Genomic DNA, 12839 nt, shown 5'->3' on the forward strand with positions numbered 1-12839 from the left:
TCAGTAAAAGGACACTGACGCCATGAATACCCAACACACTCAAACCGTTGCCCACGCCGCTCAAGAGCACGGCATTCTCGACAACATCATTGCCCAGACATTGTTGAGCGCGGACGACGAAGCCTATGGCATTGCCAAGCGTGGCGTCTCAGCCTTTATCGAAGAATTGATCAAGCCGCACAACAGCGGCGAGCCGGTGAAAAAACGCCTGGTTGATCGAATGATCGCCGAAATCGACGCGAAGCTCAGCCTGCAAATGGACGAGATCCTGCACCACCCGGACTTCCAGGCCCTGGAATCGTCGTGGAAGGGTTTGCAGTTGCTGGTCGACCGCACCAATTTTCGCGAAAACATCAAGATCGAACTGCTGAACGTTTCACGTCAGGACCTGCTGGATGACTTTGAAGATTCTCCGGAGGTGACGCAGTCCGGGCTCTACAAACATATTTACAGCGCCGAGTACGGTCAGTTCGGCGGCCAGCCCGTGGGCGCCGTCATCGCCAACTACTTCCTCTCTCCCAGCGCGCCCGATGTGAAACTGATGCAGTACGCCGCCAGTGTGGCCTGCATGGCTCATGCGCCGTTTATCGCGTCTGCCGGCCCGGGTTTCTTCGGATTGGAGAGCTTCACGGGCCTGCCTGACCTCAAGGATCTCAGGGACCATTTCGAGGGGCCGCAGTTTGCCAAGTGGCAAAGCTTTCGCGAGAGCGAAGATTCGCGCTATATCGGCTTGACCGTACCGCGCTTCCTGTTGCGCACGCCTTACGACCCCCTGGAATGCCCGGTCAAGACCTTTGCTTACCGGGAAAACGTGGTGAACAGCCACGAACATTACCTGTGGGGCAATACCGCCTATGCCTTCGCCACGCGCCTTACCGACAGCTTTGCACGGTTTCGCTGGTGCCCGAACATCATCGGCCCGCAAAGCGGCGGTGCAGTGGAAGACTTGCCTCTGCATCACTTCCAGAGCATGGGCGAGATCGAAACCAAGATTCCTACCGAAGTGCTGGTGTCCGACCGCCGTGAATATGAGCTGGCGCAAGAAGGCTTTATTGCCCTGACGATGCGCAAGGGCAGTGACAATGCTGCGTTTTTTTCCGCCAGCTCCGTACAGAAACCCAAACATTTCGGCATCAGTACCGAGGGCAGGGAGGCGGAGCTGAATTACCGGCTGGGCACCCAGCTGCCGTACATGATGGTGGTCAACCGTCTGGCGCATTACCTCAAGGTTCTACAGCGCGAGCAATTGGGTTCCTGGAAGGAGCGCACCGACCTTGAGCTGGAACTCAACAAGTGGATTCGTCAGTACGTCGCCGACCAGGAAAACCCCAGCGCCGAAGTCCGTGGACGGCGCCCGCTGCGTGCGGCACGTATTGTCGTCAGTGATGTGGAAGGCGAACCGGGCTGGTACCGCGTCAACCTGAGCGTGCGACCGCACTTCAAATACATGGGGGCCGATTTCACCTTGTCCCTCGTCGGCAAGCTTGACAAAGAATGAGCAAGCGCCAGGTCATGACTCGCAACCACAGCCTGTTCGAACGATTTGCAGCACCGTCGGCCAAGCCCGGCTGTGGCGTGACATCTGTCGCGGCTCACCTGGGCAAGATGCTCAGCATCCGCGCGGGGAGCGTGCAGACGCTGCCGGATTATGGGTTGCCTGACTTCAATGAGATGAACCAGAGCCTGCACGAATCATTGAGCCAGTCACGCTTGCTGATCGAGCGTTTTATTCGAGCCTACGAACCACGTTTGAGCAACGTTCGTGTGCGTGTGCTGCCGCGCGATCATGACCCCTTGTGCCTGGCATTTGCCATCGACGCCACACTGCGTATTGATGGCGTCGTGCAACCGGTGGTGTTTACCGCACACCTGCGTGATGCGGGGCGTATCGAGGTGTTGCCCGATGTCCTTTAACCGTTATTACCAAAGCGAACTCAGCGCCTTGCGTCAGCTGGGACGGCAGTTCTCCGAACGCAATCCGGCGCTTGCGCCGTTTCTCGGCGAAGCCGGCCAGGACCCGGATGTCGAGCGGTTATTGGAAGGCTTCGCTTTTCTAACCGGGCGCCTGCGTCAGAAACTGGATGACGAATTGCCGGAGCTGACGCACTCCCTGATGCATTTGCTATGGCCCAATTATATGCGCCCGATTCCAGCACTCAGCATCCTGCAGTTCGACCCATTGAAGACGGCTGGGCCTGGGGTCATGGTTGCGCGGGATACACCGGTGGAAAGTGGCTCGGTCGAAGGCGAACGTTGCCGCTTTCGAACCTGTTACGCGACCCAGGTCTTGCCCCTTCAACTGAGCGCGTTGGACTACAGCGTTCAGGGAGAGCAGGCAGTGTTGAGCCTGCAGTTGCGCATCAGTGCCGAGGGCGACTTGAGTCAGTGCGCATTTGACCAGTTGCGCCTGCACCTGACCGGGGACCGCTACATCAGCCAAGGCCTGTACCTGGGGCTGCTGCGTCATCTTACGGGTGTGCAGTTACTGCCACTGGACCGTGCAGGTGCGCCGATTTCCGAGCGTGATGGCCAGGCGTTATCGCTGCGCATTGGCGCGGATCAGGTGCAGCCGGTGGGCTTCGCGCAGGATCAGGCGCTGATCCCCTATCCGCCGAACACCTTCACTGGCTACCGTCATTTGCAGGAGTATTTCATCTTCCCCGACAAGTACCTGTTCGTCGATGTGACGGGGCTGGATGCGCTGCGACGCTTGCCCAACGAGGTCATCAAGCGAATCTGCGGCGTGACGTTGCGCTTTGAGTTACACAACCAACCCTCGCAGCTCCAGCATCTGACTCGGGACAACGTAAAGCTGTATTGCACGCCCATCGTCAACCTGTTCACACATGATGCGGTACCGATTCGCCTGGATGGCAAGCAGGACGAGTATCTGCTGATTCCAGGAGAGTATGCGCGAGGTAACGCCGGTGTGTTTTCCGTCGACCGAGTGACAGGCTGGCGTCCTGGCGGCCAGGGTTACCGGGCGTACGTCCCCTTTGAATCGTTTGAACACGATGGCCATGGGAACGCCTCCGCAGGCCCGCCCAGCTACACCATTCGCCAGCGCGCTTCGGCGCAGCATGGTGGGCTCGACACCTGGTTGGGTTTTGCCGATGGCGTCGGACACGAGCAGGAAACGCTGTCGATCGAGCTGACCTGCACCAACCATAACCTCACTCGACAACTAGCGGCTGGAGCGATCAACCAGCCCTGCGAGCAGACCCCCGAAGGGCTGTCGTTTCGCAACATCTGCGCGCCGACCGATAGCCTCGCACCGCCCCTGGACCAGGATTTTCTCTGGCGCCTGATCAGCAATATGTCGCTCAACTACCTGTCGTTGAGCGATATCAACGCGTTGAAGGGCGTTCTGGAAACTTACGACCTGCCGCGTTATCACGACCGGCAGGCCAGGAAAATCAGCCAGAGAAGACTGGGCGCATTGCGCTCCATCAGTCACGTCCAGGTTGATCGATTGCATCGAGGCATGCCGTTGCGAGGCGTGCTGATCGACCTGAGCATCGACGCCCAAGGCTTCCTGGGGCAGGGCGAGATATTTGTATTCGCCTCGGTACTCAACGAATTCTTCGCGCTCTATGCGGGCCTCAACACTTGCCACGAACTACGTGTCACCAGCACACAAGGAGATGTGTACCTATGGCCAACCCGGATGGGCCAGCAGCCTCTGATTTAACGCAACTGTCCCGTGTCATCCGTGAATATTCGCTGTTCCAGGCAATTTCGCAGGTGATCCGGCGTTTACGCGATGCGCATCCGTTGCTGGATAACGACGCGCTGTATGACCGTTTGGAATTCCAGGCCAACCCAGGCCTCGGATTTCCCGGTCACGATATCGATCGATTGGAGTTTTTTGTCGAGCAGGGACAATGGCGCGCGCGTCTTCGTCTCAACGTGCTGAGCCTATGTGGCGCAGGCTCGCCGTTGCCGGCGTTCTACGGCGAGCAGGCATTTGCCGATGGGGCGGGCGGCAATGCTGCCCGTGACTTCCTGGACCTGTTCCACCACCGGCTGCACCGCCTGATGCTGCCGATCTGGCGTAAGTACCGCTATCGCGCGTGCTTCGAGGGGGGCGCGCGGGACAGGTTTTCCGAACAGATGTTCGCCTTGGCCGGGTTGAGAGGCCAGCCGATTCGCGATGCCGCCCAGTTGAACTGCAAGCGACTGCTGCCTTATCTCGGGTTGCTCAGCCTGCGCGTGCATTCCGCGGCCTTGATCGAGACGGTGCTGCGTTACTACTTCAGGCACTCCCGCCTGTGGGTCGAGCAATGGGTGGCGCGCTCGGTTGTTATTTCACCGACGCAGCGCAACAGGCTTGGCGACGCCAACAACGCGCTGGGTGTGGACCATGTCCTTGGCTGCCGAGTCGACGACCGCAGCGGGAAATTCAGGGTGCACCTGCCGGACCTCGACTGGCAGCGTTTTCACGATTTTTTACCCTCGGGCACCGACCACCCGCCGATGTGTGCACTGATAGAACTGATCGCGCGCGAACCACTGGACTATGACCTGCGCCTGGTATTGAGCAAAGAAGAGATCAGACCGTTGCAGCTTGGCGAACACAACGTTTGTCGATTGGGCTGGGCCAGTTGGCTGACGCCTGCACGCGCCGATGGCGCGGTCATCGTGACCGGCAATATTCGCCGCAAGGGCAGAGGCATATGATGAATGTAGACCTGCAACAACTTATCCGCGCATTGAATCCCCAGGCGCGGCGAGACGTGGAACGTTCAGCCGAGCGTTGCGTGACGCGCGGAGGCGGCGAGGTTCTTGTAGAGGATCTGCTGGGCGTCCTGCTGGAACACCGCGAAGGCCTGTTGATCAAGGCATTGGCTGACGCCGAGGTTGACAGCGCTGAACTGGCAGCCACGCTGCGGCCAAGGATTGAAACGAGTGCTTCGTCTAATCCGGTGTTCGCCAAGGGCCTGGTGCAATGGTTGCAAAACGCGTTGATGGTGGCCCATCTGGAGTTGCATCAAACCGAGGTGGACCATGCCGCGCTGTTGTTGGCGTTGTTGTGTCACCCGCCACAGCCTGAAGGTTGCGCTTATCAACGCGTGCTGAGCCGCCTGGATGCGCAGCGCGTGCGCGAGTTTGCTGCAAGTCGGAAGGTGGAGGGCGCCCCGGCAAGCGATGGTGAGTCGTGCCTGTCACGGTTCACTCACGATCTGAACCGGCAGGCCCGTGAAGGCCGGATCGATCCGGTGCTGTGTCGCGATGGTGAGATTCGCCAACTGATCGATATCCTTGCGCGACGACGCAAGAACAACCCGATCCTCGTTGGCGAAGCCGGCGTAGGCAAAACAGCCGTGGTCGAGGGGCTTGCCTTGCGGATCGCCACCGATCAGGTGCCGGAACCGCTCAGAAACGCACGGGTGCTGACCCTGGACATGGGCATGCTGCAGGCCGGAGCCAGTCTCAAGGGCGAATTCGAACGGCGCCTCAAGGGCGTGATGGATGAGGTCAACGCCTCGCCACAAGCGGTCATTCTGTTTATCGACGAAGCGCATACGCTGGTGGGCGCGGGTGCCCAGGCGGGTGGCGCCGATGCGGCCAACCTGCTCAAGCCGGCGCTGGCCCGAGGTGAGTTGCGCACTATCGCCGCCACCACCTGGTCGGAATACAAACGTTACTTCGAGAAAGACCCCGCCCTGGCCCGGCGCTTTCAACCGGTCAAGGTCGGCGAGCCGAGTGTTGAGGAGGCGGTTTCGATCCTGCGTGGCCTGGTGCCGGTGCATGAAGCCAGCCATGGCGTCTATGTACGAGACGACGCCGTGGTGGCCGCCGCCTGCCTGAGTGCCCGCTACCTCGCTGGGCGCCAGTTGCCCGACAAGGCCGTGGACGTACTGGATACCGCCTGTGCCCGTGCACGTATCAGCCGGGTCTGCGCACCCGAGTCGCTGCAGCGGCTGGGTGCGCAGAAGGCTGAATGTATGCGACAGCGTCTGTCGCTGTTGCGAGACACAGACGCAGGGTTGCCGGTGGATGCGCAGGCATTGCGCGCGGTGGAACGGCGACTGGCGGCTGTCGAGCACGCGTACCAACAGTTACAAGCACGTTGGCTTGAAGAGCAGGCGTGCGCGCAACAGGTACTTGCACTGCGACAGCAATTGAACGATGCCCGCCAGGCAGGGCAGGACGTGGATGCCCTGGAACAGGTGCTGGCAGAACAGCGTGCCCGACAGGGCGCACATCCCCTGGTTCATCTCGAGGTGTGTCCGCGCCTGGTGGCCCAGGTCGTCAGCGCCTGGACAGGTATTCCGGTTGAACGCCTGGCGGTCGAGCACAGTGAGACGGTCCTGGGATTCGCTGACGCGCTGCGCTCGCGCATCCTGGGTCAGGAGCATGCCGTGCAGGCCCTTGATCGCAACTTGCGTGCCGTCGCCGCAGGTCTCAACACGCCCGACGCGCCTGTTGGCGTATTCCTGCTGGTGGGCCCAAGTGGCGTAGGCAAGACGGAAACGGCCATGGCCCTGGGGGATTTGCTCTATGGCGGCGAGCGCTTTGTCACGATCCTGAACATGGCTGAATATCAGGAAAAGCATGCGCTGTCTCGACTCATTGGTGCACCTCCCGGCTACGTCGGCTACGGGGAGGGCGGCGTACTGACGGAAGCGGTGCGTCAGCGCCCGTATTCAGTGGTGCTGCTGGACGAAGTGGAGAAGGCTGACCCCGACGTGTTGAATCTGTTTTATCAGATCTTCGACAAGGGCCTGGCCAACGACGGCGAGGGGCGTGAGATCGATTTTCGCAACACGTTGATTCTGATGACCTCCAACCTGGGCAGCGAATGCATCACCGAGCTGTGTGCCGGCGCTCAGCGGCCCGACCCGCAGGTACTGCAAGCGGCCATCTATCCGATGTTGCGTGATTATTTCAAGCCGGCCCTGCTGGCTCGAATGCGTGTGGTGCCCTATTACCCGATCGCCGGTGACGTGCTTCACGATCTGGCCAGGCTCAAGCTGGAGCGTCTCGGCTGCAGGCTGCAATTGCGTCGTTTGTCGTTCAGCTATACGGACGATCTGGTCAAGCACATGGCCGAACGTTGCAGCCACAGCGACAGTGGCGCCCGTTATATCGACCAATGGATCGACAGCTGCCTGTTGCCGCAGATGGTTGACCGGCTTCTGGAGACCATGGCTGTCGGCGAATCCGTAGCGCGCGTGCATGCCGGTCTGGACGCCAACGCCCAGCCGATCTGCGAGTTCAGCCAATGACAGACAATCCGTTCAGCCAAGTACCCCATCCCCTGGACTATGCCGAGGCTTTGCTGGCCTGGTTCACTCGCCTGGGCAGTGAGTGTGACGAAGCCAGCTTGCCTGACGCGTGCGTCGCGGCGGCGGCCCAGCTCAGCGGTTGTGAACTGAGCCAATTGTATTGGCGCGACGAGACAACGGGCCGGCTCGAGCTGACTGCCCAGCATTTGCCAGGGGGCACGCGACCCGCTGACCCCACGTGCGGGCCGGACTTTCAACATGAGCAACTGCTGCACTACGTAATCGATCAGGTTACCCCGCTGTCGCTCGATGAGTTGGCGCGCAGCGTCTATGCGTGCGGCTTCCTGCCGGCAATGGCGACACCCTGGCAGTCGTTGTCCTGCATACCGTTATTCGGGCGGCGCAAGTGCGTTGGCGGCCTGTTGCTGTGCGCCAGCCTACGTAAACAATCGTTGCAGGGTTACGCGTCGTCATTGGGGCAATTGGGCAGCTTTGCCTTGAGGCAGCTCACGCTGCTCAAGCGTACGGGGCCTGCACACACGCGTATGGGCGCCACGCCTCGTATGGGTGCATTCGGGCTGATCGGCAACAGCGCCGCTATGGCGGCAACCTGTCGCTTGATCGGTAAGGTGTTATTTGCCCCCAGCACCGTGCTCCTGCGGGGCGAGACCGGAACCGGCAAAGAGGTGGTGGCGCGTGCGATCCACGACGCAGGCCCGCGCAAGGGCAAGGCTTTCGTGGTGCAGAATTGTGCCGCCTTCCCCGAGGGGCTGCTGGAAAGCGAACTGTTCGGCTACCGCAAGGGCGCGTTCACGGGGGCCGAGCGTAACCATATCGGCTTATTTGACGCGGCCAATGGCGGCACGTTGCTGCTGGATGAGATTGGCGATATGCCACTGTCGCTGCAGGCCAAATTGTTGCGGGTACTGCAGGAGGGGGAGATTCGCCCGCTGGGTGCCGGCGCGCCGCATAAGGTGGATGTGCGGATTATCGCCGCCACCCACCGCGACCTCGCCGCGATGGTGGCCGAGGGCCGTTTTCGCGAGGACCTGTATTACCGCCTGGCGCAATTTCCTATCGAACTGCCGCCCCTGCGTAAGCGAGAGGGTGATGTGCTGATGCTGGCCCGGCATTTTATGCAGAACGCCTGCGATGCGTTGGGACGCAGCCCCCTGGAGTGGTCAAGCGCTGCGCTGGATCAACTGTCGAGTCACGCTTTCCCGGGCAACGTTCGGGAACTCAAGTGCCTGGTGGAGCGCGCGGTGCTGCTCTGTGAAGAGGACGTGATCCTTCCGGCGCACCTTTCTCTCACGCCACCACCAGTGCCCTGCGCCGTCGAGGCAACGTTGCGTCAGCGCCTGGAACGGGTGGAGCGGGTGTTCTTGATCGATTGCCTGCACAAGAACCGCGGCAATCGAACCCGCACTGCCCGCGAACTGGGGGTGGCACGTCGCACCCTGCTTTATCGTCTCGCACGCTTGAACATCCCTTGTGACGACATGCGCGGGGAGCGCTGATGAAGAGCTCATGGGTGCGATTTCCGGCTGCCCGGCCTGTTTTTCCTGGAGAAACCTGATGCATTTTCGTCCATGGCAAGCCTGGTGGCTTGCGTTGTGTTTGTTGAGTGGCTGCAACGCCAATTACGTGTTTGATGACGCCGACTACCGTCCGCTGGGTGATCCCCAGCTGACGCGTAGCGGCCGTTGAACGAGGGCCCTGGCATGCAATTAGTGTTTGAAGTGTGCGACGCCGCAAGCGGTGATTCGTCGGCGCGCAAGGTATTCGATGACGCCGGCGGCGTGATCGGTCGTGGGGTAGGGTGTGATTGGAACCTTGCCGATCCCAGTCGCTTGCTGTCCAGCCATCATGGTCTGGTCAGTTACCGTGACGGGCAGTACTTTCTCACCGATATCAGCAGTAACGGCATCGGCCTGCGGGGCAGCAGCGAACGCCTGCGCAAAGGCCTGGCACGGCTGATCAGCGACGGTGACGTCTATCAACTGGGGCCGGTGGATATTCGTGCGCGGCTGGCGGAACGACCAAGCCCCATCGCGGCGCAGAGCTTCGCCGGTAGCGAGACGATCCCCCATGATGCCTTTGTGGGGCTGGACCCGTTGCAGGCAATGCCCAGTGACGACTTGTCCCATCCGCCATCCGAAGATTCGCACGGGTTGCCCGACAACGCTGCGCTGAGCGCCCGCGCGCTTTCCAGCGGTGACTTGGCGCGCGACCACTTGATCGCGCCGAGATGGGCCGATGTCCAGGAAAAAGCACCGGATGTCGAACCGCTTTCGGCTCCTGCTCCGGTCCCTGCGGTCTTCTGGACGCAATTCGGCGAGGCGCTGGGCCTGCGGATGGAGGGGCTTGATTCACGCACGCGCGAAGCACTTGCGATCAAAGTGGCGGGATTGTTCAGGCAAACCGTCGAGGGTATTCAGCAAAGCTTGCGCACCCGCGACGAGCTGAACAGCGAGTTGCACCTGGACCTGACCACCTCACCCTTCAAGCGCCAGAACCCGCTCAAGGACTGTGTCGACCCCCAGGCTGCCATGAGCGCGCTGCTGGGCATGGAAGATCAAGGCCAGCTTTGCACCGAATGGGCGGTTGCCCAGGCTTGCCGTGAACTGCAGATCCACCAACTGGCGCTGCTCGTGGCTTGCCGTGCCACGGTGCGCAGTGCGGTAGCGGCGTTTGCCCCAGTGCATCTGCTGACATGCTTTGAACGTGAGCGCAGCCCGTCGAGGTTCACCACCGCTGGTGCACATTGGCGCGCCTACCAACGTCATTACCAACGACTTAACGACACGCCTGGCCTTGAGGAACGCCTGTTACGCGAGGATTTTTCCAAAGCCTATGACGAACAGGTGCGTCTGGTTTCAACACTGCACACGGCCTATCCGGGATGACTTTCATGTATCGAGCTGTCGTCGTCTTTCTACTGTCGGCGTTGAGCCTGCTGGCCGGCTGCCACAGCCTCTCTCCTTTTTCGACCTTGACCAAGCTGGAGCTGACCCTGACGGCCAGCGAAACGCTTAATCCGGACCTTCACGGTCGTCCATCGCCGGTGGTCATACACCTGATCGAACTGCGGCACCCGGCGGCATTTGAGCATGCTGATTTCTTCAGCCTGTATGGACGCGCTGAGCAAGCGCTGCCCAAGGACTGGGTCGGCAGCGAGGAGCTGGCCTTGAGTCCCGGTGAGCGGCAGGTGCTCAAGCTCAGTATCGAACCGCAGAGCCGCTACGTCGGCGTGCTGGCGGCCTACCGGGATCTGCCTCGTGTGCAGTGGCGCAGGGTACTCAGCGTTCAACAACAGCAGTTGACCCGTGTCGACCTTGTGCTTGACGAGGCGGGTATCCGCATCGTCGGCCATGAGGCCGGTCGCTTGGGAGATCGAAATGCAGATCTATAACGTCATCTGGCAGGAGGGCATGTTGCTGCGCCCGCAGCACTTGCAGCACAGCGACCGTTACTACCACCAGCAGCTTAACCAGACCCGCCTGTTGCAGGGCGATGGCTGGGGATTCCTGACGCTTGAGGTCGACTCGCAATACCTTAACCTGGGCAAAGTGGTAGTCGCCCGAGCCAGCGGGGTATTTCCGGACGGCAGCCTGTTCGAGCTGGGCAGCGCGAACGAACCCTTGGTGCTGCAGGTGCCTGCTGACGCGGGCGGGCAAGCGGTGTACCTGGTGTTGCCGCTGGCGGTCGGCAATCAGGTGGAGGTGCGCAGGGCGGAGCAAGGCGACGTTCTGGCGCGCTACGTCAGTCATGAAACCCAGGTGGGCGACTCCAATGCCGGTGTCGATTCCCGTTGCCCGATCAATTGCGCTCGTCCGGACCTGCGACTGGCGTTGGGAGAGCAGGCCGGCGACCCGCTCCTGGTGAAACTCCAGGTGGCCCAGGTGCTGGAGTCGACACGCGAGGGAGGCGTGACGCTGGACGCGGACTTTGTGCCGACGTTCATCTACCTGCAACGCTCAGGCTACGTGTCGTCGTGCCTCAAGGAGGTGATCAGCCTGCTGGGTACCCGCGGCGACGCGATTGCCGAGCGCATCCAGGGCAACGACGGATCGAGCACGCAACTGGGCGACTTTCTCATGCTGCAGTTGATCAACCGCACAGAGTCGACCCTGCGTCATTACCTGACCCAACCTCAGGTTCGTCCAGAGACGTTGTACCGCGAGCTGTTGGTGATCCTCGGTGAACTGTCGACGTTCGCTACCCACAATAAACGCGCCCAGATAGAGGCGAGTTACCGGCATGGCGACCAGGGTGCGAGCTTTCGCGGGTTGATGGACGGCATTCGAACGGTGCTGTCGTCGGTGCTGGAGCAGCATGCCATTGAGCTCTTACTGCAACCGCGCCAATACGGGGTGCTGGTCTGTCCGGTCAGTGACCTCAAGTTGCTGGGCTGCGCCACTTTCATTCTGGCGGCCACTGCCCAGTGCGACTCGGAAGAGCTGCGCCAGCGCTTGCCCGCGCACCTGAAGGTCGGCCCCGTGGAGCGCATTCGCGAACTGGTCAACCTGCATCTCGCGGGAATCAAGGTCAAGCCGCTGCCCGTGGCGCCGCGACAGATCCCGTTCCATGCCGGCAAGACGTATTTCATGCTTGAACTCAGTGCTCGTGACATCGCGCAGCTGGCGCAATCGGGAGGTTTTGCCTTCCACGCCAGCGGCGAGTTTGCCGGGCTTGAGCTCAAGTTCTGGGCCATCAGGAACTGATCGTTATGACTATGGACAGTGAATACCCGCAGGACGAGAAAACCGTACTGCTTGATCGCGATGGTCACGGTCCCGTGCAGGGCGCCGTGACGGATTTCGCAGCGCCGCCGCGCTTCGAGCACCTCGAGGACCGGATGATCTACACCGCCGGCCTGCAGGGCGCGCACAGCTTTACGATAGGCCCCAACCTCCTGGTCGCGTCGGCCTGGGACCTGCTGCTCCAGACGGTCCAGCTCAAGACCAGTTCGGGACGCGAGAGCCTGCAGGCGCTTAACGACCGGCTGTCCGCAGGGATCCTGGCCTTCGAGGCGCGCGCCCTGCATCACGGCGAGGAAAACAGTCAGGTCATGTCCGCGCGTTATGTACTTTGCAGTGTGATTGACGAAGCGGTGGTGACCACGGCGTGGGGCGGCCATAGCGATTGGTCGAAAACAAGCCTGCTGAGCCGCTTTCATCAAGAGACCTTTGGCGGGGAAAAGTTTTTCCAACTGCTGGAGCGCTTGTCCCTCGATCCGCTTAAGCACCTGGCGATGCTGGAATTGATGTACCTGTGCCTGTCCATCGGCTTTGAAGGCAAGTACCGCGTGACGGAGCGCGGTGGGGTGCAGCTTGAAGCGGTGCGCGACGGCCTGTACCGACAGATTCGACATGGGCGTGGCGAACACGCGTCGATGACGGTTTCCACCGAGCCAGACAGACCGGCGCGCACGCGGCTACGCATTGTGCCGGCCAAATGGGTCGCCACTTGTGCTGGGATCTGCCTGCTGGCGATGTATCTGGCATTCGCCGGCGTGCTCGGCGACCAGCGCACGACCTTACTGCAATCCTTTCAATCTTTGGCGCCGGATCTGACGCGGACGTCCTCGTAACGCTGGGAGCAATC

General features: G+C 61.1%; 11 protein-coding genes. All 11 read left to right on the forward strand.

What is annotated here, in order from left to right; genetic code table 11:
- The first annotated feature begins 22 nt into the window (after nucleotides 1–22).
- From tssC to icmH, 11 genes are read left to right on the forward strand one after another with little or no spacing between them, the layout of a single operon-like run.
- On the forward strand, nucleotides 23–1498 hold the full coding sequence (gene tssC / locus G7025_RS04555; RefSeq protein ID WP_181076899.1) for a type VI secretion system contractile sheath large subunit: 1476 nt from the start codon (nucleotides 23–25) through the stop codon (nucleotides 1496–1498).
- Nucleotides 1499–1512: 14 nt separating this feature from the next.
- Nucleotides 1513–1914 carry a type VI secretion system baseplate subunit TssE gene (gene tssE, locus G7025_RS04560; protein ID WP_181076901.1) on the forward strand — a complete coding sequence of 134 codons (402 nt, stop codon included), beginning with the start codon at nucleotides 1513–1515 and terminating at the stop codon, nucleotides 1912–1914.
- Nucleotides 1904–3691: a type VI secretion system baseplate subunit TssF gene (gene tssF, locus G7025_RS04565; protein ID WP_181076903.1), complete on the forward strand. Its 1788-nt coding sequence runs from the start codon at nucleotides 1904–1906 to the stop codon at nucleotides 3689–3691. The genes tssE and tssF overlap by 11 nt, the downstream gene beginning before the upstream one ends.
- Nucleotides 3655–4680 carry a type VI secretion system baseplate subunit TssG gene (gene tssG, locus G7025_RS04570; RefSeq protein WP_181076904.1) on the forward strand — a complete coding sequence of 342 codons (1026 nt, stop codon included), beginning with the start codon at nucleotides 3655–3657 and terminating at the stop codon, nucleotides 4678–4680. The genes tssF and tssG overlap by 37 nt, the downstream gene beginning before the upstream one ends.
- A complete protein-coding gene (gene tssH / locus G7025_RS04575) occupies nucleotides 4677–7232 on the forward strand; it encodes a type VI secretion system ATPase TssH (RefSeq protein ID WP_181076905.1) in 2556 nt (851 codons plus the stop codon). Before tssG ends, tssH begins: the two co-directional genes overlap by 4 nt.
- Entirely contained in the window at nucleotides 7229–8749 is a 1521-nt protein-coding gene (locus G7025_RS04580) for a sigma-54 interaction domain-containing protein (protein WP_181076907.1), read from the forward strand. The genes tssH and G7025_RS04580 overlap by 4 nt, the downstream gene beginning before the upstream one ends.
- Nucleotides 8750–8807: 58 nt before the next feature.
- On the forward strand, nucleotides 8808–8939 hold the full coding sequence (locus G7025_RS04585) for a type VI secretion protein (protein WP_181076909.1): 132 nt from the start codon (nucleotides 8808–8810) through the stop codon (nucleotides 8937–8939).
- Between the two features lie 14 nt (nucleotides 8940–8953).
- A complete protein-coding gene (gene tagH / locus G7025_RS04590; protein ID WP_181076910.1) occupies nucleotides 8954–10138 on the forward strand; it encodes a type VI secretion system-associated FHA domain protein TagH in 1185 nt (394 codons plus the stop codon).
- A 5-nt stretch (nucleotides 10139–10143) separates the two neighbouring features.
- Entirely contained in the window at nucleotides 10144–10644 is a 501-nt protein-coding gene (gene tssJ, locus G7025_RS04595) for a type VI secretion system lipoprotein TssJ (RefSeq protein WP_181076912.1), read from the forward strand.
- The gene (gene tssK, locus G7025_RS04600; RefSeq protein ID WP_181076914.1) at nucleotides 10631–11956 is read left to right on the forward strand and encodes a type VI secretion system baseplate subunit TssK; all 1326 of its coding nucleotides are present in this window, start codon (nucleotides 10631–10633) and stop codon (nucleotides 11954–11956) included. The genes tssJ and tssK overlap by 14 nt, the downstream gene beginning before the upstream one ends.
- A gap of 5 nt (nucleotides 11957–11961) precedes the next feature.
- Entirely contained in the window at nucleotides 11962–12825 is an 864-nt protein-coding gene (icmH, locus tag G7025_RS04605; protein ID WP_181076916.1) for a type IVB secretion system protein IcmH/DotU, read from the forward strand.
- Nucleotides 12826–12839: the final 14 nt, after the last annotated feature.

The organism is Pseudomonas lurida, assembly GCF_013522705.1.
Lineage (GTDB): Bacteria > Pseudomonadota > Gammaproteobacteria > Pseudomonadales > Pseudomonadaceae > Aquipseudomonas > Aquipseudomonas quebecensis.